This is a genomic window from Erwinia sp. ErVv1, assembly GCF_900068895.1.
In the GTDB taxonomy this organism is placed as follows: Bacteria; Pseudomonadota; Gammaproteobacteria; order Enterobacterales; family Enterobacteriaceae; genus Erwinia.
Map to the genome: position 1 here is coordinate 522,666 of NZ_CDPK01000003.1, position 19,509 is coordinate 542,174.

The 19,509-nt window shown below is 53.3% G+C and carries 19 protein-coding genes and 1 pseudogene; 17 read left to right on the forward strand and 3 right to left on the reverse strand.

Features of this window, described 5'->3' with window-relative positions; translation table 11 throughout:
- Positions 1-60 precede the first annotated feature (60 nt).
- Complete coding sequence (gene hxpB, locus A1830_RS06665; protein ID WP_067703492.1) at positions 61-747, reverse strand: hexitol phosphatase HxpB; 687 nt, start codon at positions 745-747, stop codon at positions 61-63.
- Between the two features lie 161 nt (positions 748-908).
- Between hxpB and A1830_RS06670 the strand changes: the two genes are divergently transcribed.
- On the forward strand, positions 909-1,448 hold the full coding sequence (locus A1830_RS06670) for a YniB family protein (RefSeq protein ID WP_067703494.1): 540 nt from the start codon (positions 909-911) through the stop codon (positions 1,446-1,448).
- 92 nt (positions 1,449-1,540) lie between these two features.
- Here A1830_RS06670 and A1830_RS06675 read toward each other — a convergent pair whose 3' ends face one another.
- A complete protein-coding gene (locus A1830_RS06675) occupies positions 1,541-2,425 on the reverse strand; it encodes a fructosamine kinase family protein (protein WP_067703497.1) in 885 nt (294 codons plus the stop codon).
- 115 nt (positions 2,426-2,540) lie between these two features.
- Complete coding sequence (gene ghoS / locus A1830_RS06680; RefSeq protein ID WP_067703500.1) at positions 2,541-2,831, reverse strand: type V toxin-antitoxin system endoribonuclease antitoxin GhoS; 291 nt, start codon at positions 2,829-2,831, stop codon at positions 2,541-2,543.
- Positions 2,832-3,007: 176 nt separating this feature from the next.
- Between ghoS and A1830_RS06685 the strand changes: the two genes are divergently transcribed.
- From A1830_RS06685 to A1830_RS06755, 16 genes and pseudogenes are all read left to right on the forward strand, one after another.
- A complete protein-coding gene (locus A1830_RS06685; protein WP_067703738.1) occupies positions 3,008-4,099 on the forward strand; it encodes an ABC transporter substrate-binding protein in 1,092 nt (363 codons plus the stop codon).
- 360 nt (positions 4,100-4,459) lie between these two features.
- Positions 4,460-5,215: a DUF481 domain-containing protein gene (locus tag A1830_RS06690; protein ID WP_067703503.1), complete on the forward strand. Its 756-nt coding sequence runs from the start codon at positions 4,460-4,462 to the stop codon at positions 5,213-5,215.
- Between the two features lie 331 nt (positions 5,216-5,546).
- Complete coding sequence (gene thrS / locus A1830_RS06695; protein WP_067703506.1) at positions 5,547-7,475, forward strand: threonine--tRNA ligase; 1,929 nt, start codon at positions 5,547-5,549, stop codon at positions 7,473-7,475.
- Positions 7,476-7,478: 3 nt separating this feature from the next.
- Positions 7,479-8,030 (forward strand): translation initiation factor IF-3, encoded by a 552-nt coding sequence (infC, locus tag A1830_RS06700; protein ID WP_073980966.1) that lies wholly within the window; start codon positions 7,479-7,481, stop codon positions 8,028-8,030.
- Positions 8,031-8,127: 97 nt separating this feature from the next.
- The gene (rpmI, locus tag A1830_RS06705; protein WP_004157374.1) at positions 8,128-8,325 is read left to right on the forward strand and encodes a 50S ribosomal protein L35; all 198 of its coding nucleotides are present in this window, start codon (positions 8,128-8,130) and stop codon (positions 8,323-8,325) included.
- 63 nt (positions 8,326-8,388) lie between these two features.
- Positions 8,389-8,745 carry a 50S ribosomal protein L20 gene (rplT, locus tag A1830_RS06710; RefSeq protein WP_013201905.1) on the forward strand — a complete coding sequence of 119 codons (357 nt, stop codon included), beginning with the start codon at positions 8,389-8,391 and terminating at the stop codon, positions 8,743-8,745.
- Between the two features lie 132 nt (positions 8,746-8,877).
- Positions 8,878-8,919 (forward strand): annotated as a pseudogene (locus A1830_RS22925) (hypothetical protein).
- A gap of 151 nt (positions 8,920-9,070) precedes the next feature.
- Positions 9,071-10,054, forward strand: a complete 984-nt coding sequence (gene pheS / locus A1830_RS06715; RefSeq protein WP_067703510.1) for a phenylalanine--tRNA ligase subunit alpha — start codon at positions 9,071-9,073, stop codon at positions 10,052-10,054.
- A 15-nt stretch (positions 10,055-10,069) separates the two neighbouring features.
- Positions 10,070-12,457, forward strand: coding sequence for a phenylalanine--tRNA ligase subunit beta (gene pheT / locus A1830_RS06720; RefSeq protein ID WP_067703512.1), 2,388 nt, complete (start codon positions 10,070-10,072; stop codon positions 12,455-12,457).
- 4 nt (positions 12,458-12,461) lie between these two features.
- Complete coding sequence (gene ihfA, locus A1830_RS06725; protein ID WP_017802142.1) at positions 12,462-12,761, forward strand: integration host factor subunit alpha; 300 nt, start codon at positions 12,462-12,464, stop codon at positions 12,759-12,761.
- Between the two features lie 84 nt (positions 12,762-12,845).
- Positions 12,846-13,829 carry a vitamin B12 ABC transporter permease BtuC gene (gene btuC / locus A1830_RS06730; RefSeq protein ID WP_067703516.1) on the forward strand — a complete coding sequence of 328 codons (984 nt, stop codon included), beginning with the start codon at positions 12,846-12,848 and terminating at the stop codon, positions 13,827-13,829.
- Between the two features lie 40 nt (positions 13,830-13,869).
- Positions 13,870-14,415 carry a glutathione peroxidase gene (locus A1830_RS06735; protein ID WP_067703519.1) on the forward strand — a complete coding sequence of 182 codons (546 nt, stop codon included), beginning with the start codon at positions 13,870-13,872 and terminating at the stop codon, positions 14,413-14,415.
- The gene (btuD, locus tag A1830_RS06740; RefSeq protein ID WP_067703522.1) at positions 14,416-15,162 is read left to right on the forward strand and encodes a vitamin B12 ABC transporter ATP-binding protein BtuD; all 747 of its coding nucleotides are present in this window, start codon (positions 14,416-14,418) and stop codon (positions 15,160-15,162) included.
- 74 nt (positions 15,163-15,236) lie between these two features.
- Positions 15,237-15,695, forward strand: coding sequence for an NlpC/P60 family protein (locus A1830_RS06745; RefSeq protein ID WP_067703524.1), 459 nt, complete (start codon positions 15,237-15,239; stop codon positions 15,693-15,695).
- A 383-nt stretch (positions 15,696-16,078) separates the two neighbouring features.
- Entirely contained in the window at positions 16,079-16,819 is a 741-nt protein-coding gene (locus A1830_RS06750) for an EAL domain-containing protein (RefSeq protein ID WP_067703526.1), read from the forward strand.
- Positions 16,820-17,052: 233 nt separating this feature from the next.
- On the forward strand, positions 17,053-18,492 hold the full coding sequence (locus A1830_RS06755) for a protein adenylyltransferase SelO (RefSeq protein ID WP_067703528.1): 1,440 nt from the start codon (positions 17,053-17,055) through the stop codon (positions 18,490-18,492).
- The last annotated feature ends 1,017 nt before the right edge of the window (positions 18,493-19,509 follow it).

The following is a 19,509-nucleotide window of genomic DNA, read 5'->3' on the forward strand; positions in this document are numbered from 1 at the left end:
ATATGTACAGTAGAATAAATATGTGACGCTGTAACGAAAGATAAATAGGGGGTAAAAGGATTAGTTTTCCTTCAGGCGGTTACCGTGGAGATGTGCTGCACTGAGCTGGCTCAGCGAGGAGAGCCTGACATCAGCCAGCGCCCAGCGCGGGTCTGCGGCATGTTCAGCAGCAGGGACCACCACGGAGCGCATGCGGGCGGCTTTGGTCGCGATGACGCCGTTCAACGAGTCCTCCAGGGTTACGCAGTTAAGCGGATCCACCCCCAGGCCTTCCGCAGCGTTGAGATAAACCTGCGGATGGGGCTTGCTCCACGGCAGCGTTTCTGCCGAGGCGACCACGTCGAAATAGTCGCGCAGGTTGAAAATGTGCAGCACGCGTTCCAGCATATGCAGAGGCGAAGCTGACGCCAGGCCAATTTTCAGTCCTTCAGCCTTACAAAGTTTTATCGCTGATTCTACGCCGGGAAGCAGCGGGCGCGTCTCCTCAATCAGCGCCTGCGCTCGCACGATAATTCTGCGTGTAACTTCCTGCTGATCCGGCCCCTGCCAGGGCAGAGTTTCATACCACATCCTCACCACCTGATCGATACGCAACCCTACCGTATCCGGCAGCTCGTTGCGGCGCGACAGGTCGACGCCCAGTGAGGAAAAAATATCCCTTTCCGCGCGATCCCACAGCGGCTCAGAGTCAATTAGCAGCCCATCCATATCGAAAATTGCCGCAAGTACAGGACGAAAATAAGGCATTTTATCACTCCATTTGACCGGTTATCCTCACAGTAGCATGAAGCTTTCGCGGGTGAAATCGCCTTATTTTCGTCAATATTAGGGACAAGCCGACTTTTTTCAGGCACATTTGCTGCCTGAAGGTAAACTTACACCCCTGGCACAGAAGGACAGGAGAAAGCATGACTTATCAACAGGCTGGCAGAGTTGCCGTACTTAAGCGCATTGCTGGCTGGATCGTATTCATTCCGGCGTTGATTTCCACGCTTATTTCGCTGATGGGTTTTTTAGAACAAAGCCGTGAGAAGCGAGAAGGGATTAATGCCGTAATGCAGGACTTCTCGCACGTCATGATCGACATGATCCGTTTCAATACCGGTTTTTTGAAGTCATTCTGGGAAAATTCGCCCGTGCCTGATTTCAATCACGGCAGCAACGTCTCCTTCTGGGTGATATATGTGCTGATTTTTGTCGGTCTCGCTTTACAGGCGTCGGGTGCAAGAATGTGGCGTCAGACGCGCCATCTACGGGAAGGGATCGAGGATCAGCTGATTCTGGAAAATGCCCGGGGTACGGAAGGGCGAACGCGGCAGCAGCTGGAAGAGAAAATCGTGGTTCCACGGCATACGATTTTCCTGCAGATTTTCCCCCTGTACATCCTGCCGATTGCCATTGCCGTCGCGGGCTATTTTGTCTTAAAGCTGCTGGGCTTTATTTATTGATCAAGCGGCCTGATGTCTGGCATCAGGCCGTTCACGCGTGTCACTTTTTACCCATGCAGCACACGCCATGCCGACCACTGGCATCAGGCCGTTCAAGCGCGTTGCTCCTCTCCCGCATCCTCATCCAGCAGGTTGCCGATCGCACGTTGTGCTTCTGCCAGCCAGTGACCGCCAAAAACATTGGCCCGATTAAGCAAGTAGTAGAGCTGATAGACCGGCTGCCGTTTGCCGAAATCTTCCGGCAGGGGCCAGACCGACTGGTAGCCTGCCAGGATCTCAGCAGGAAGTTCGGGATGCCAGGCCAGCATGGCCAGATCGCACTCTCTGTCACCCCAGTAGCAGGCGGGATCGAAAATACAGGGTCCCTGGTCGCTGGCGGCACAGTTTGCGGGCCAGAGATCGCCATGCAGTAGCGAGGGTTGTGGGTTATGCGCAGACAAAACCCGCTGCGCGCAGCGAATAATCAGGTCGATATCACCGTAGAGTATCCCTTTTTCTGCCGCCAGCTGTAGCTGCCAGCCAATGCGCTGCTCGGCGAAAAAGAGTGACCACCGCTTAAGCCAGCTATTGGGCTGCGGGGAGGTGGTGATGTTGTTGTCGTAGTCCAGACCAAACTGAGGCTGCTCGCTCCACTGATGCAGACGCGCCAGCGCACTGCCAAGCTCCCGGGCATCCCGACCTTCAAGCGGGCGGAGTGGGAGGTATTCCAGCAGCAGAAAGCTAACGTCACGATCGCTTCCTGTGCCATACACGGCAGGGACGCGCACCGTTTGTGTTCGGGCCAGAAGCTGGAGCTGCTCGGCCTCCCAGGCGAAAAGATCCCGCATATCACGACTGTTGCACTTAACGAATACGTCATATTCGCCGTAGCGGATGCGCCACGCCGGGTGAATATCCCCACCGGGTAACTCGGTACGCTGGCTGATTTCGGCGTTACCCAACTGCTCATTTAACAGACGACCAATGGCTGACCACATTTGGGTTTCTCCCATTCGCTGTTTACTGCAGGATGCGCTGATGTTAACGCCTAAATAATAATCAAAACCTGCGCTTGCGCACGGCCAGAGCAACTTTTACCGGATTAATTATTATTTATTGGTCCGCTTTTAAAAATTCCTGCCACGTCTGAATCACCACCTCAGGCTTGTCGCCCAGCGCCAGCTCACCCAGACCCTCAGCCTGTTCACGCACGGCATCCTTTTCCAGCGCGCTGACGATACCAAAGCTGTTCGTACCCAGCTCGTGTGGATGACCCTCTTTATCATGCAACGTGGTGGTAAAACCCCCATTAACCAGCGCGCTGGTGAGTTCCAGCACATCGGTCAGGCCCTCTTCCTGATAGTGAAAAGTCACCACATACTGCTCGACGTCTAATGCACTCATGATTCACCTCTTTGTTAAGCATAATGTTTTAGCATAGCCCACTGACGTAAAAGAGGAGGCCGGAAAGCGCTGATTGATAATGCAATTAATTATCATTATTATCTTCGCCCTTATCCCGAGAGTTATTGGAGTCTGATGTGCTGTCTGTTGCTCGTTTTGCTACCACCTTCGCCCTGATGGCCTGTGCCGTTCCAGCCTTTGCGACTACCTTCCCGGTCACGCTGACCGACAGCGACGGGCAGCAGGTCACCCTTTCTCATCAGCCGCAGCGGGTTGTTCTGCAGGATGGTCGCGACATTCTCGCGCTGGCGCTGCTGGACCGCGATGACCCCTTTCAGCGTCTGGTAGCGTGGAATAACCTGTTGAAAAAAAGCGACCGCCCGACCTGGGAGCTGATGGCGAAGAAGTGGCCCGCTGCGCAGAAAATTGTTGATATGGGGTTCAGTGATAAAGGGGATGTCAATCTGGAAAGTGTGGTTGCCCTGCATCCCGACTTAATGATCGCCCAGCTTCGCGCCAAACCTTCACTTAGCCAGACCGGGGTGCTGGATAAAATGCATCAGCTTGGTATCCCCGTGCTGTTTATCGACACCTTTAAGGATCCGGTCAAGGATACTCCCAAAAGTATCACCCTGCTGGGCATCGCACTTGACCGTGAGTCGGAAGCCCGCGCCTACACGGATTTCTATCAGCGCCACTATCAGGCTATCCTTTCCGCAACCCGCCGTGTTACGCCACAGCCCCGGGTCTTTATTGAAGCGAAGGCCGGGTTGGGCGGGCTGGAATCATGCTGTTTTACCCATGCTAACGTCGGCTGGGGCGCAATGGTCGAAGCCGTAGGCGCGAAAAATATCGCTACCGGCCTGCTGCCGGGTGCCACCGGCGATATCTCCCTGGAAAAGGTGATTTCGCTTAAACCGGATGTTTATATCGTGTCGGGTTCGCAGTGGGCGAGTAAAAATAATGCTGCTATTCCTTTCGGTTACAACGTCACGCAAAATCAGGTTAACGCCGCTTTCGACAAAATGAAGCAGCGGCCCGGTTTTTCACAGGTCTCCGCCATCAGCAATAACCGCTTTTACGGCGTTTACCATAATTTTTATAACCACCCCTACAATATTGTTGGGCTGGAGTATCTGGCGAAGTTTATCTACCCGCAGCAATTTGCCACGCTCGATCCGGCCAATACCTGGAAAGAAATTGTCACCCACTTTACCGCAGTCCCACTGGGGGAAGGTGTGTTAGGCGCACAGGCCCCGGCAAAATAGGGCAGCAACAGGGGCGCGACAGGGCCAGTGGTGTAAAACGGTGGTTCTGCCGCGTCCATTTTAAACCCCAAACAGGGTGTGAGAATTATTCCGTCAGCCGAGACACCTTGTAACATCCAGACACTTTATTTTCACTTATGCGGAATAAATCTTATTTACTGCTGGCTGTAAAGCATTCAATTAACCTTTATACTACGCGACGTTAATAAGACTTCTCTCATTCAGAACACCTTTTTGACAGGTTGCTTAGTTAAAAGAGCGATCAAACAAAATGTTACGATTATTTCCGTAAATTGCGTTGATCGTCTTTTAAAAATCTTCAGACTCACTCATCTCAAACTGTCGTACGGATCACATTTAATGAAAGCCTTTAACAAGCTGTCTGTAGCTCTTTTGCTCTCCTGCGGAACTTTGTGCCACCAGGCGCTCGCGGACAATAACGTCTTTACGGTCATGGATGATCCCTCCACGGCGAAGAAATCTTTCGATGGCAATGCCTCTGCGGGTTATCTGGCTCAGACCGGAAACACTACCAGCTCCTCGCTGACGGCTAATACCACCATGACCTGGTATCAGCCAAAAACAGCATACAGCCTGTGGGGCAGCGCCAGTAACACCTCTTCTAACGACGAACGCTCTTCTGAAACCTATCAGCTGGGTGGACGTACGCGTTACAACATGACCGACTTTGACTACCTGTTCGGTCAGGCAAGCTGGCTCAGCGACCGCTTTAACGGGTATGACGGCCGCTCAATTCTGGTAGCCGGTTATGGTCGCCAGCTGCTTAACGGTCCCGTGCATTCACTGCGCATAGAAGCCGGCCCGGGCGTACGCTATGACGACTACCACGACGGTGGCAGTGAAACGCAGGCCCTGGCATACGGCGCGCTGAGCTATCAGTGGCAGCTGACAGATACCACTAAGTTCATTCAGGGTGTATCGGTACTGGGCAGTGATGACACCACTGTTAACTCCGAAACGGGCCTGCAGGTCGCTATTAACCAGCACTTTTCGCTGAAGGTGGCTTACAACGTCACCTGGAACCAGAATCCACCTTCCTCTGCGCCGGATAAAACGGATACTAAAACGACCGTTATGTTGTCCTACGCCATGTAAACCGTCCCGGTTCGCTGTTTTTGTGACGGGTCGGCAGTGCCGGCCCGTTAATCTGTAGTCCGTTCTTTCTCCGTTATTTCCCCTCACTGACTCTTTTTATTGCAAACTAAAAAAACTCTGCCTTCGCTTTCTTTGACCTGGGGGTCATAGCGTGTAAGATGTTCGCCCTTAAGGCGTTTTTGCTGAAAGAAACGTTTTACCCGTGTACCAGGCTGGGACCAAACTGACAACTGTGAGTCGGTTTCAAGTTACCATGGTCTGAAGTATATGAATTAACTCATTTTTGTATGTAGCCTTGCGTATGGGTTACCACTGCAATTAAGGATGTATGATGCCTGTTATTACTCTTCCTGATGGAAGTCAGCGTACTTTCGACCACGCCGTCAGCGTGATGGACATTGCCCAGGATATCGGTCCGGGCCTGGCGAAGGCCTGCATTGCTGGCCGCGTGAACGGTGAACTGGTAGATGCCGTCGATCCCATTACTGCCGATGCCAGTGTCGCGATAATTACCGCTAAAGACGAAGCGGGTCTGGAAATTATTCGTCACTCAACCGCTCATCTGCTGGGGCATGCCATCAAGCAGCTGTGGCCTGATACCAAAATGGCGATTGGCCCGGTGATCGATAACGGTTTCTACTATGACGTTGATATTGACCGCACTCTGACTCAGGAAGATATCGAACAGCTCGAAAAGCGTATGCATCAGCTGGCCGAAACGAATTACGACGTCATCAAGAAGAAAGTGAGCTGGCAGGAAGCGCGTGACGCCTTCGCTGCCCGTAACGAAACGTACAAGATGACCATTCTTGATGAGAATATCAGCCGTGATGACCATCCGGGCCTGTATCATCATCAGGAATACGTGGATATGTGCCGTGGCCCGCACGTGCCGAATATGCGCTTTTGTCACCACTTCAAACTACAGAAAATCTCAGGTGCCTACTGGCGCGGCGACAGCAATAACAAAATGCTGCAGCGCATCTACGGTACTGCCTGGGCGGATAAAAAACAGCTGGCGGCCTATCTGCTGCGGCTGGAAGAGGCTGCAAAGCGCGACCACCGTAAAATTGGCAAGCAGCTTGATCTGTATCATATGCAGGAAGAAGCACCGGGTATGGTATTCTGGCACAATGACGGCTGGACCATTTTCCGCGAGCTGGAAGTGTTTGTTCGCAGCAAGCTGACCGAGTATGACTACCAGGAAGTGAAAGGTCCGCTGATGATGGACCGCGTGCTGTGGGAAAAAACCGGACACTGGGAAAACTACAAGGAAGCAATGTTCACCACCTCCTCGGAGAATCGTGAATACTGCATCAAGCCCATGAATTGTCCTGGTCACGTGCAAATTTTCAATCAGGGTCTAAAATCATACCGCGACCTGCCGCTGCGAATGGCTGAGTTTGGTAGCTGCCACCGTAATGAACCTTCCGGTGCGCTGCACGGCCTGATGCGCGTCCGCGGCTTTACCCAGGATGATGCCCATATCTTCTGTACAGAAGAGCAGGTGCGTACCGAGGTGAATAGCTGCATCCGGATGGTGTACGACATGTACAGCACCTTCGGCTTCGAAAAAATCGCGGTCAAGCTCTCAACCCGTCCGGTGAAGCGTATAGGTACGGATGAACAGTGGGATCGTGCTGAAGCCGACCTGGCTGCCGCGCTGAAGGAGAACGACATTCCGTTTGACTATCAGCCGGGTGAGGGCGCGTTTTACGGTCCTAAAATTGAATTTACCCTGCATGACTGTCTCGATCGTGCCTGGCAGTGCGGCACGGTCCAGCTGGACTTCTCTTTACCGGGTCGTCTGAGCGCCTCTTATGTGGGTGAAAATAATGAGCGTCAGGTGCCGGTGATGATTCACCGTGCAATTCTGGGTTCAGTGGAGCGCTTTATCGGTATTCTTACCGAAGAGTATGCCGGTTTCTTCCCTACCTGGCTGGCTCCTGTACAAGTTGTGGTGATGAATATCACCGATGGCCAGTCCGAATATGTTGCAGAATTGACCCGAAAATTGCAGAATGCGGGCATTCGTGCAAAAGCGGACTTGAGAAACGAGAAGATTGGCTTTAAAATCCGTGAGCACACTTTACGTCGTGTCCCTTATATGTTGGTCTGTGGTGATAAAGAGGTGGAAGCAGGCAAAGTTGCCGTTCGCACCCGCCGTGGTAAAGACCTGGGAAGCATGGACGTAAATGACGTAATCGCGAAGCTGCAGGCAGAAATACGCAGTCGCAATCTTCATCAATTGGAGGAATAAGGTATTAAAGGCGGAAAAAGAGTTCAACCGGCGCGTCCTAATCGCATTAACAGAGAAATTCGCGCCACTGAGGTTCGTCTTACGGGCATCGATGGCGAGCAGATTGGCATTGTCAGTCTGGATGAAGCTTTGGAAAAAGCAGCAGAAGCAGGTGTTGATTTAGTTGAAATCAGCCCTAACGCCGAGCCGCCCGTTTGTCGTATCATGGATTACGGCAAGTTCCTTTATGAAAAAAGCAAATCTTCTAAAGAACAGAAGAAAAAGCAAAAAGTTATTCAGGTTAAGGAAATCAAATTCCGCCCTGGAACCGATGATGGCGACTATCAGGTAAAACTACGCAACCTGGTTCGCTTTCTCGAAGAGGGCGATAAAGCCAAAATCACGCTGCGTTTTCGCGGTCGTGAAATGGCGCACCAGCAGATCGGCATGGAAGTGCTTAACCGCGTCCGTAAAGATCTGTGTGAAGACATGGATTTGGCTATTGTTGAATCCTTCCCTTCAAGGATTGAAGGACGTCAGATGATCATGGTGCTCGCTCCGAAGAAGAAGCAGTAGGCCATAAAGTAATAAAAGCCGTCGCGGTTTCGTGCCGTGCGGCTTTTTATTCGCCTGTCTGATTCATTTTATTAACAATGCGAAGTGGATGTTTTAAATGCCAAAGATTAAAACTGTACGTGGCGCGGCTAAGCGCTTCAAGAAGACCGCCTCTGGTGGCTTCAAGCGTAAACACGCTAACCTGCGTCATATTCTGACCAAAAAATCGACTAAGCGTAAACGCCACCTGCGCCCTAAAGGCATGGTATCTAAAGGCGATCTGGGTCTGGTTATTGCCTGCCTGCCTTACGCATAAGTAGTCCCTTTTTTAGTACCCGAGTCACATCGGGTAAAACAGAATATTAAACAGGAGAGCTAAATGGCTCGTGTAAAACGTGGTGTAGTTGCTCGCGCACGTCACAAAAAAATCTTAAAACAAGCTAAAGGCTATTACGGTGCACGTTCACGTGTTTACCGCGTTGCCTTCCAGGCTGTTATCAAAGCTGGTCAGTATGCTTACCGTGACCGCCGTCAGCGTAAGCGTCAGTTCCGTCAGCTGTGGATCGCGCGTATTAACGCTGCGGCCCGCACTAACGGTATGTCTTACAGCCGTTTCATCAATGGCCTGAAAAAGGCTTCGATCGAAATCGACCGTAAGATTCTGGCTGACATCGCCGTATTCGACAAAGTGACTTTCACAGCACTGGTTGAAAAAGCGAAAACAGCTCTGGCGTAAGTCAGGTGGAAGAGGGAGCTCGTCTCCCTCTTTTATTATCCGCGATATCGTCACAAATTCCGTTCTCTGACCCCGGGCAGCCAGTATGGCGTGGGAACATGAGGCCCCTTAAATCCACAAGGTAACACCTGCATGAACGCTTATTTTCGTTTCTTTTTTTACTTTAGCACCTGAGGAACGGGGGCTGGCGCAAAGAGAAGAAACGAAAAATCGCGCTAAAAGCCTCCCTCGTGGAGGCTTTTCTATTTCTGGCGAAGCGAATAACGGACGACACCTCGTCCCCATAAAAACAAACCAGCTCTGATGGCTGGAAGAAGAGGAAAGCATGTCACATCTCGCAGAACTGGTGGCGAACGCGAAAGCGGCCATTACTGATGCCCATGATGTTGCCGCGTTAGACACGGTACGCGTTGAATATCTGGGGAAAAAAGGGCATCTGACGCTGCAGATGACCACGCTGCGCGAGCTGCCAGCAGAAGATCGACCTGCCGCCGGTGCGGTGATCAACGATGCCAAACAGCAGGTGCAGGAAGCGCTCAACGAACGCAAAAACACGCTGGAGTCTGCTGCCCTCAATGCGCGCCTCGCGGAAGAGACCATTGACGTCTCGCTGCCGGGACGCCGCATCGAAAATGGCGGTTTACACCCGGTTACCCGCACCATCGATCGCATCGAAACCTTTTTCGGTGAACTGGGCTTTGCGGTGGAAACCGGCCCTGAAATTGAAGATGACTACCACAACTTTGATGCGCTGAATATTCCGGGCCACCACCCGGCGCGTGCTGACCATGATACCTTCTGGTTTGATGCCACTCGCCTGCTGCGGACCCAGACCTCTGGGGTGCAGATCCGCACCATGAAAAATCAGCAGCCGCCAATCCGCATTATCGCCCCGGGCCGCGTCTACCGTAATGATTACGATCAGACCCATACCCCGATGTTTCACCAGATGGAAGGGCTGATCGTAGACAAAAATATCAGCTTCACCAATCTGAAGGGAACGCTGCACGACTTCCTGCGCAACTTCTTTGAAGAGGATCTCCAGATTCGCTTCCGTCCGTCCTACTTCCCGTTTACCGAGCCTTCCGCAGAAGTGGATGTGATGGGTAAAAACGGTAAGTGGCTGGAAGTGCTGGGCTGCGGCATGGTGCACCCCAACGTCTTGCGCAACGTAGGCATCGATCCTGAAGTCTATTCAGGCTTTGCCTTTGGTATGGGCATGGAGCGTCTGACCATGCTGCGCTATGGCGTAACCGATCTGCGCGCCTTCTTCGAAAATGATTTACGTTTCCTCAAACAGTTTAAATAAGGGCGGGTAACACCAATGAAATTCAGTGAACTCTGGTTACGTGAGTGGGTTAACCCGGCCATTGATAGCGCGGCACTGTCAGAACAAATTACCATGGCAGGTCTGGAAGTTGACGGCGTAGAGCCGGTAGCCGGCGTTTTCCATGGCGTGGTGGTGGGTGAGGTGGTCGAATGTGGCCAGCATCCTAATGCCGATAAGCTGCGCGTGACAAAAATTAACGTTGGCGGCGACCGTCTGCTGGATATCGTCTGCGGTGCCTCCAACTGTCGCCAGGGTCTGAAAGTGGCCGTGGCCACCGTGGGTGCTGTACTGCCTGGCGATTTCAAAATTAAAGCCGCGAAGCTTCGCGGCGAGCCTTCCGAAGGGATGCTGTGCTCCTTTTCTGAGCTGGGCATTTCCGTTGAACAGGATGGTATTATTGAGCTGCCGCTTGATGCCGTTCCAGGCACGGATATCCGTGAATTCCTGCAGCTCGACGACAGCACCATTGAGATAAGCGTAACGCCTAACCGTGCCGACTGCCTGGGCATTATTGGCGTGGCGCGCGACGTGGCCGTGCTGAATAAAATGTCCCTCACTGAGCCTGACATTACGCCAGTAGCGGCAACCCTCCAGGACAGCTTCCCCATCCGCGTGGATGTCCCTGATGCCTGCCCGCGCTATCTGGGCCGCGTGATCAAAGGGATCAACGTTAAGGCAGCCACCCCGCTGTGGATGCAGGAGAAGCTGCGCCGCTGCGGCATTCGCTCTATTGATCCGGTTGTGGATATCACTAACTTCGTTCTGCTTGAGCTGGGTCAGCCAATGCATGCTTTCGATCTGGATCGCATCGAAAGCGGTATTGTGGTGCGCATGGCGGAAGAGGGTGAGTCCCTGACGCTGCTTGACGGAACAGTGGCAAAACTGAACGCCGATTCCTTAGTGATTGCCGATCATCAAAAAGCGTTGGCCATGGCCGGGATATTCGGTGGCGAACACTCCGGCGTGAATGAAGAGACGACTAATGTGCTCTTTGAGTGTGCATTCTTCAGCCCGCTGTCGATTACCGGTCGCGCCCGTCGTCACGGATTGCACACCGATGCGTCTCATCGCTACGAACGCGGCGTTGATCCTCAGATGCAATATCGTGCGCTGGATCGGGCAACGCGCCTGCTGCTGGACATTTGCGGCGGTGATGCTGGCCCGGTTATCGATGTGTCCAGCCCGGACAGCCTGCCCGCGCGTGCCCCGATTATGCTGCGCCGTGAAAAGCTGGATCGTTTGATTGGTCACGTGATTGCCGATGAGGCCGTGACCGATATTCTCCGTCGTCTGGGCTGTGACGTGAGCGTTGCCGCCGGTGAGTGGAAAGCGGTGCCGCCGTCATGGCGTTTCGATATGGAAATCGAAGAGGACCTGGTAGAAGAGGTCGCGCGCGTCTATGGCTACAACAATATTCCAGATGTGCCGGTGCAGGCAGGTCTGATCATGACCCGCCATAATGAAGCCAGCCTGTCGCTAAAACGTGTTAAGACGCTGCTGGTTGATAAAGGGTATCAGGAAGCGATTACCTATAGCTTCGTCGACCCTAAGATCCAGGCACTACTGCATCCGGGTGTGGAACCGCTGATTCTGCCCAGCCCTATCTCCAGCGATATGTCGGCGATGCGCCTGTCACTGTGGACTGGCCTGCTGACGGCGGTGGTGAATAACCAGAATCGTCAACAGAGCCGCGTGCGTCTGTTTGAAAGCGGTCTGCGCTTTGTGCCTGATACAGCGGCACCTCTTGGCGTTCGTCAGGATGTTATGCTGGCGGGTGTGATCACCGGTACACGAAATGAAGAACACTGGGATCTGGCGCGTCAGGCGGTAGACTTCTATGATTTGAAAGGTGATTTAGAGTCGGTTCTGGATTTAACGGGCAAAATGGACGACGTTCAGTTTCGTGCTGAAGCCACTCCAGCACTCCATCCGGGCCAGAGCGCGGCAATTTATTTGCACGATCAACGCATTGGTTATATCGGTGTGGTGCATCCGGAACTTGAACGGAAACTGGATCTTAACGGTCGTACCGTCCTGTTTGAGCTGGAGTGGGACAGGGTGGTAAACCGCGTCCTGCCTGACGCGAGCGAGATTTCACGCTTCCCGGCTAACCGCCGCGACATCGCCATTGTGGTGGCTGAAAGCGTCCCGGCAGCAGATGTTATTGATGTGTGTAAGAAAGTTGGCGTAAATCAGGTAGTTGGCGTAAACTTGTTTGACGTGTACCGCGGTAAGGGCGTTAAAGAAGGTTTTAAGAGCCTTGCTATCAGCCTGATATTGCAAGATACCGGCCGGACACTCGAAGAAGATGAGATTGCCGCTACCGTTTCAGGATGTGTAGAGGCACTGAAAGAGCGATTCCAAGCATCCTTGAGGGATTGAACCTATGGCGCTTACAAAAGCTGAAATGTCCGAATACCTGTTTGAGAAGCTGGGGCTTAGCAAGCGGGATGCCAAAGAGCTGGTAGAGCTGTTTTTCGAAGAGGTACGCCGCGCTTTGGAAAATGGCGAACAGGTCAAACTGTCAGGTTTTGGCAACTTCGACCTTCGCGACAAAAATCAACGTCCAGGACGTAACCCTAAGACCGGTGAAGATATTCCAATTACGGCACGTCGGGTAGTGACTTTCCGCCCGGGGCAGAAGCTTAAAAGCCGGGTTGAGAACGCTTCGCCAAAAGAAGATTAATCCCTGCACTATAAAAGGCCGCATTTATGCGGCCTTTTTCATTATCAGCCACGAACTATTTTCTGCGGATCCTGAATTACGCTGATGACGTCGTTATCTCTACTGCGGGAACGTGCCAGACGGCACGATAGGCGCTGGCTGGGCGCGCTGGCCCTGATTGCTCTGCTGATGCTGATACTCAGCCTGTGCGCAGGTGACCGCTGGATTTTGCCTGACCGTTGGATGGATCCTGACGCCCGGCTGTTCGTCTGGCAGCTGCGTCTGCCACGCTCGCTGGCTGTGCTGCTGGTGGGGGCGTCGCTGGCAGCCACGGGTGCTGTGATGCAGGCCCTGTTTGACAATCCGCTGGCCGAGCCGGGGCTGCTGGGCGTCTCTAACGGTGCCGGTGTCGGCCTGGTGGTGGCAATGTTCGCCGGTGCCGACGGCATCTGGCAGCTTAGCGTTGCTGCGGTACTTGGGGCGTTAAGCGTTACGCTGATTCTGCTGCACCTGTCGCGTAAACAGCTCTCCAACAGTCGGTTACTGCTGGCGGGCGTTGCGCTGGGTATAATAGGGAGTGCAGCAATGACCTGGCTGGTCTGTTTCAGTACCAGTCTGGACCTGCGCCAGCTTATGTACTGGATGATGGGGGGCTTTAGCGGTATTGACTGGCGAAACGGCTGGCTGATGCTGGCACAGGTGCCGGTTTTGCTCTGGCTATGCTCGCGCTGGCAGGTGCTCAACCTGCTGGCGCTGGGCGAGATGTCTGCGCGCCAGCTGGGGTTGCCACTGGTGCTCTGGCGTAACCTGCTGGTGGTCGCTATCGGCTGGCTAACCGGCACTGGCGTTGCGCTGGCCGGTGCTATCGGCTTTATTGGTCTGGTCATACCGCATATCCTGCGCCTCAATGGCATCAGCAATTATCGTATTCTGCTTCCTGCCTGTGCGTTGGGTGGTGGTAGCGTACTGCTGGCGGCAGATATCCTTGCTCGCCTGGCGCTTGCCTCCACAGAGCTTCCCGTTGGGGTGGTAACCGCTACGCTGGGCGCTCCCCTATTTATCTGGCTACTATTGAGAAACCGTCCCTGAAATCAAGGCCTGAACCTTCCCACTTAAACAGGAAAAACTGATGAGTATTTTCGACACAAAACTGACCACGCTGGATGGCGAACAGACCTCACTGGCGAAATGGCAGGGTAATGTACTGCTGATCGTCAATGTTGCCTCTAAATGCGGCCTGACCCCGCAGTACGAACAGCTGGAAAACATTCATAAAGCCTGGCATGACAAGGGCTTCACGGTACTGGGCTTTCCCTGCAATGCGTTTCTGGGCCAGGAGCCGGGGAGTGATGATGAGATCAAAACGTTTTGCAGCACCACCTACGGCGTGACCTTTCCGATGTTCAGTAAAACGGAGGTCAACGGGCCCGATCGTCACCCGCTTTATCAGCAGCTGATCGCCGCCAAACCCGAGGCGGTTGAGCCGGAAAACAGCGGTCTTCTGGAGAAGTTAAGCAGCAAAGGGCAGGCACCCAAAGCCCCTGGCGATATCCTGTGGAACTTTGAGAAATTCCTGATTGGGCGTGATGGCACCATTGTGCAGCGTTTCGCACCGGATATGCAGCCAGAAGATCCCATCGTGATGGAGAGCATCAAGCTGGCGCTGGCAAAATAAGTGCTGCTTGAGTGCCAGGGCGTTGCGGTAGCGCAGCGCCTTGCTCCCTTTGATGCGGAGGTAGGGCAGGGGGAGCTGATCCATCTGCTGGGGCCAAACGGCGCAGGTAAGAGTACGCTGCTGGCCTGTCTGGCCGGACTTCTTCCCGCTCGTGGGCGGCTGATGCTGGCTGGCCGTCCGATAGGTGAATGGTCTCCCGCCATGCTGGCGCGTCAGCGTGCCTGGCTTTCGCAGCAGCAGGCGCTTTCGGGCAGAATGCCGGTTTGGCATTATCTGAGCATGCACCAGTCCCACCCCCCCAGCCTGGAAGAACGAGACCGAACGCTACTTGCCCTGTGCCAGCGCTTTCAGCTGGAACAGAAGCTGGCCTCCCCGCTGAGCAACCTGTCCGGTGGCGAGTGGCAGCGGGTCAGGCTCGTGGCAATATTTGCGCAGATATCACAGCCGGAAGGAAGGCTTTTGCTGCTTGACGAGCCAATGACCGGGCTTGATCTTGCGCAGCAGGCCGTTCTGGATCGCTATCTGGCAGAGCGGGTGGCGGCGGGGCTGACGGCGGTGGTTAGCGGCCACGACATCAATCATACGCTGCACCATGCCCAGCACGTCTGGCTGATGAAAGAGGGTAACATGATCTGCCAGGGTGAGGCGAAAGCGGTGCTTCAACCCGATCTGCTCAGCCAGATTTACCAGTTGCCTTTTCGTCATCTGAAGGTTGAGAACCAGGAAATTCTCACCACATTCCTCTGATTAACCTTAGAATGTTGCCTGCAATACCCTTTTGCGAGTAGAGTAAAAAATAACACCCTAAGGATCCCCGTCTGATGCGCTTCTGGCTTCTGGTATTTATTCTCACCGTTGCGGGCTGTAGCCGCCATGCGCCTCCCCCGAACGGCCGACTTTCTGATTCGATTACCGTTATTGCACAACTCAACGAACAGCTGGGGCAGTGGCGTGGTGCGCCCTACCGCTATGGCGGTCTGGGACGCGGTGGCGTCGACTGTTCGGGTTTCGTCTATTTAACCTTTCGCGATCGCTTTGAACTTCAGCTGCCAAGGACAACGCGAGCGCAAACGGATATTGGTACGCGCATTGATAAAGACGATCTGCTGCCGGGCGATCTGGTGTTTTTCAAAACGGGGCGTGGGGAAAACGGCCTGCATGTTGGAATATACGATACGGATAACCAGTTTATCCACGCCTCGACCAGTCAGGGGGTGATTCGTTCCTCGCTGGAAAATGTGTACTGGAAAAAGGTATTCTGGCAGGCGCGGCGTATTTAGGTCGCCCATTTATATAGCCTGCTAATAATTATAAGAAAAAGCCCATTTCTTCATCATTTGGTTTATGAGATGCTAATTAGCATAAACGCTAAGACTGCCGGGACTGAGGCGCAATTGGGCTTAAGTTGGCAATACTCCCGCCGTTTACTCAAATTTTAGTAAAGATGCTGTAAAGTAATCAGAGGACGAAGGATTTTTTGCGATATTATCTTTTTGACCAGGCACATATTTATCTGAGTTATGTGGTAGCGTAACGTTTTTTCCGGGCGTAGAGTCTCATCCCGGGTTAACGTGTAGAAACAACACTTTATAATGGCACTGTTGATTGTCGTATTTCGTTGATATAGGATGCGCAGATTGCCACTTCATCATGGCTGAATAAAATGAAAATCCATCTGGAAGCGGATTATAAAAGTTCCACCGCATTTTACCCGATCTATAGCTTTGCGGGTCAGCTTATCTCCGTTGAGCTAGTGACACACTTTTCTCACACCACAGCAAATGTTGCTATTCCTCAGGATATGTTGCTGCCGCAGCTTGATAATGAACAACGGGTTTTACTGTTACAAAAACAAATAAACAGTATCGAAAAGCATCAGGATTTTTTCTGCCAGCACAATGTAAAGGCGACGCTAAATATCGACGCAACGCTCGCTGAAACAATACTTAAAAGTGAATTTCTCGCGCGAAAAATGGAGTCGATCGAATGGCTCGCCCTGGAGATTAATGAACGTTTTCCTGATTTAAGCCTGGGGAGAGAAAATCCTTCACTGCTGGCATTAAGTGAGCGTTTTGACTTAAGTCTGGAAAATTACGGCGCGGGACGTTCCTCGTCGAAAGCCATTTACGACAACCTTTTCTTCAGAATAAAACTTGATAAGGGCTTTATTCAGCGGAATTTAAACCGACTCTCGTTTAAGCCGTTTATTAGCACCGTGCTGGAGCACATTAAGCCTCACTGCGAACAGGTGATAGTGCAGGGCATTGACAATGTATCAGGCCTGAAGAAAGTTAGCCGCTTTGATTTTGACGGCATACAGAGCCCTCTATTTTCACCGGTAGGTGAAGATTCCCTCTCTACTCTGATTGATCCCCCTGAGGGATTTGCGGAATTATTGCATTAATAACCCTTCACTGACTCCGTGTTAAGCACCCCCGCGGAGGTTTATACTCATCAATCTGTAGGTTGCATGCCGATTGGCCTTTATCGCTCATTCCCGATACTGCCCAGAGTAAGCTCCCGGGAGGGCTTGCCGCATTGTGTCGTCATGCAATCCTCATTATGTTGAATATTGACAGAGCGTACTCAGGCGCGGCTGATAACGCAGCGTCGGGAGTGACGACCGAAGGTAACGCCATGCAATTTACTAATACCTGGCATCAGGAGCTTGAGGGATTCTACACCGCCCTTAAACCCACGCCGTTAAAGAATCCACGGCTGCTGTATCACAGCCAGACACTGGCTGCCGATCTCGGCCTGGATGAAAGCTGGTTTGACGAGCAGCATGTTTCCCTCTGGAGTGGTGAAACGCTACTGGCGGGCATGCAGCCGCTGGCTCAGGTTTATAGCGGGCATCAGTTTGGCGTCTGGGCAGGGCAGCTTGGTGACGGGCGCGGCCTGCTGCTGGGGGAACAGCAGCTTGCTGATGGTCGCAAGGTAGACTGGCATCTGAAAGGTGCCGGACTGACTCCATATTCCCGTATGGGAGATGGTCGGGCGGTTTTACGATCGTCACTGCGTGAGTTTCTGGCTTCGGAAGCGATGCACCACCTCGGTATTCCCACCTCCCGTGCGCTAACGGTGGTAACCAGCGACGAGCCGGTGTGGCGCGAGACGCAGGAACGCGGTGCCATGCTGCTGCGCGTGGCAGAAAGTCACGTGCGTTTCGGGCATTTCGAGCATTTTTTCTATGCCCAACAGCCGGAAAAGGTTCGTCAGCTCGCTGACTATGTTATCCGTCATCACTGGCCGCAGTGGCAGCAGGAAAATGACCGCTATCTGCTCTGGTTTAGCGATGTCGTGAAGCGCACCGCGCGCCTTATCGCTCACTGGCAGAGCATTGGTTTCGCCCATGGGGTGATGAATACGGATAATATGTCCATTCTGGGTCTGACGCTGGACTACGGGCCCTATGGTTTCCTGGATGATTACCAGCCTGACTTTATCTGTAACCACTCCGATTATCAGGGGCGCTACAGTTTTGAAAACCAGCCGATGGTGGGGCTGTGGAATCTTAACCGACTGGCCCATGCGCTGTCGGGCCTGTTAACGACCGAACAGCTGAAGCTGGCGCTATCCGGATATGAAAAAGAACTGATGCGCTGCTGGGGCGAGCAGATGCGCGCGAAGCTGGGACTGATGACGGCGGATAAGGACGACAATAATATTTTGACCGGACTGCTGTCGCTGATGACGAAGGAGGCGAGTGATTATACTCTGACTTTCCGGCTACTGTGCGAGACCGAGCAGCAACAGTCTCACCCCCCGTTGCGCGATGAGTTTGTCGATCGGGAGGCTTTTGACAGCTGGTACAACATTTATCGTCAGCGTTTGCTACAGGAAGGCGTGAGCGATGCGGAACGTCAGCAGAAGATGAAGCAGGCTAATCCGGCGATTATATTAAGAAATTATCTGGCGCAACAGGCGATAGAGCAGGCGGAGAAGGATGATATTAGCGTGCTGTCACGCTTGCACCGTGCGCTGAGCGATCCTTTCACCGACTCACCGGAGTTCGCCGACCTGATGCGTCGACCACCTGACTGGGGCAAGAAGCTGGAAGTGAGCTGTTCCAGCTGAGTGGTGCTTAGAGCCGTTGTTGCAGGTGTAGGCGGCAATATCTGCTGAGTTGGGGGGCAATCCCAGCGCTCTCTGGTCAGTTGTTTGGGCTGTAATACCTGCGATATCGGTGGAAAATCCCAGCGTTTGCCGGTTAGTTGTTTGCGCTTTAATACCTGCGATACCGGTGGATAATCCCAGCGTTTGCCGGGTGGTCCTCGCGCCACGCTCCGCGTGGTGCCTTTGGCTCCGACTCCAGGCCGGACGGCCCGGTCGCGAGTGGGCATCCCTGCCCGCCGCTCTTTGAGTGCAGCATCCCTGCTGCCCTCGCCTGGCCCTCCGTCTGCGCCGCAGCGCTGCGGAATGTCCGTCAACCGCAGGGATTGTCCACCTCTCGGGCTTGTGCGTTGCTTCGAGTAAAACCGTTTATCCTGCCTCAGGTATCTGTGCGAATATTCCAGTTAAGCTCTGTGGGCAGGTATTCAAGCTGTTCTGATTTAACAACGTCGCTTTTTTCTGCCACCCCCGGCAGCGCTGCTATGTGGCTAAAGAGCCGCAGTAACCATTAGTTCTGGGGGCAATCCCAGGGGTTGCCGGTTAGTTGTTTGGGCTGTAATACCTGCGATACCGGTGGACAATCCCTGCGGTTGACGGGCGGTCCTCGCGNGCATCCCTGCTGCCCTCGCCTGGCCCTCCGTCTGCGCCGCAGCGCTGCGGAATGCCCGTCAACCGCAGGGATTGTCCCCCTCCCGGGCTGCTGAGCTGCTTCGAGTAAAACCGTGTATCCTGCCTCAGGTATCTGTGCGAATATTCCAGTTAAGCTCTGTGTGTGCAGGTATTCAAGCTGTTTTAATTTAACAACGTCGCTTTTTTCTGCCACCCCCGGCAGCCCTGCTATGCGGCTAAAGAGCCGCAGTAACCATTAGTTCTGGGGGCAATCCCTGCGTTTGCCGGTTAGTTGTTTGGGCTGTAATACCTGCGATACCGGTGGACAATCCCTGCGGTTGACGGGCGGTCCTCGCGGCAGGCTTTGCCTGG

Coding starts and splice junctions, on each gene's coding strand:
- hxpB (WP_067703492.1), bottom strand. CDS start 747: ATGCCTTATTTTCGTCCTGTACTTGCGGCAATTTTCGATATGGATGGG.
- A1830_RS06670 (WP_067703494.1), top strand. CDS start 909: ATGACTTATCAACAGGCTGGCAGAGTTGCCGTACTTAAGCGCATTGCT.
- A1830_RS06675 (WP_067703497.1), bottom strand. CDS start 2,425: ATGTGGTCAGCCATTGGTCGTCTGTTAAATGAGCAGTTGGGTAACGCC.
- ghoS (WP_067703500.1), bottom strand. CDS start 2,831: ATGAGTGCATTAGACGTCGAGCAGTATGTGGTGACTTTTCACTATCAG.
- A1830_RS06685 (WP_067703738.1), top strand. CDS start 3,008: ATGGCCTGTGCCGTTCCAGCCTTTGCGACTACCTTCCCGGTCACGCTG.
- A1830_RS06690 (WP_067703503.1), top strand. CDS start 4,460: ATGAAAGCCTTTAACAAGCTGTCTGTAGCTCTTTTGCTCTCCTGCGGA.
- thrS (WP_067703506.1), top strand. CDS start 5,547: ATGCCTGTTATTACTCTTCCTGATGGAAGTCAGCGTACTTTCGACCAC.
- rpmI (WP_004157374.1), top strand. CDS start 8,128: ATGCCAAAGATTAAAACTGTACGTGGCGCGGCTAAGCGCTTCAAGAAG.
- rplT (WP_013201905.1), top strand. CDS start 8,389: ATGGCTCGTGTAAAACGTGGTGTAGTTGCTCGCGCACGTCACAAAAAA.
- pheS (WP_067703510.1), top strand. CDS start 9,071: ATGTCACATCTCGCAGAACTGGTGGCGAACGCGAAAGCGGCCATTACT.
- pheT (WP_067703512.1), top strand. CDS start 10,070: ATGAAATTCAGTGAACTCTGGTTACGTGAGTGGGTTAACCCGGCCATT.
- ihfA (WP_017802142.1), top strand. CDS start 12,462: ATGGCGCTTACAAAAGCTGAAATGTCCGAATACCTGTTTGAGAAGCTG.
- btuC (WP_067703516.1), top strand. CDS start 12,846: ATGACGTCGTTATCTCTACTGCGGGAACGTGCCAGACGGCACGATAGG.
- A1830_RS06735 (WP_067703519.1), top strand. CDS start 13,870: ATGAGTATTTTCGACACAAAACTGACCACGCTGGATGGCGAACAGACC.
- A1830_RS06745 (WP_067703524.1), top strand. CDS start 15,237: ATGCGCTTCTGGCTTCTGGTATTTATTCTCACCGTTGCGGGCTGTAGC.
- A1830_RS06750 (WP_067703526.1), top strand. CDS start 16,079: ATGAAAATCCATCTGGAAGCGGATTATAAAAGTTCCACCGCATTTTAC.
- A1830_RS06755 (WP_067703528.1), top strand. CDS start 17,053: ATGCAATTTACTAATACCTGGCATCAGGAGCTTGAGGGATTCTACACC.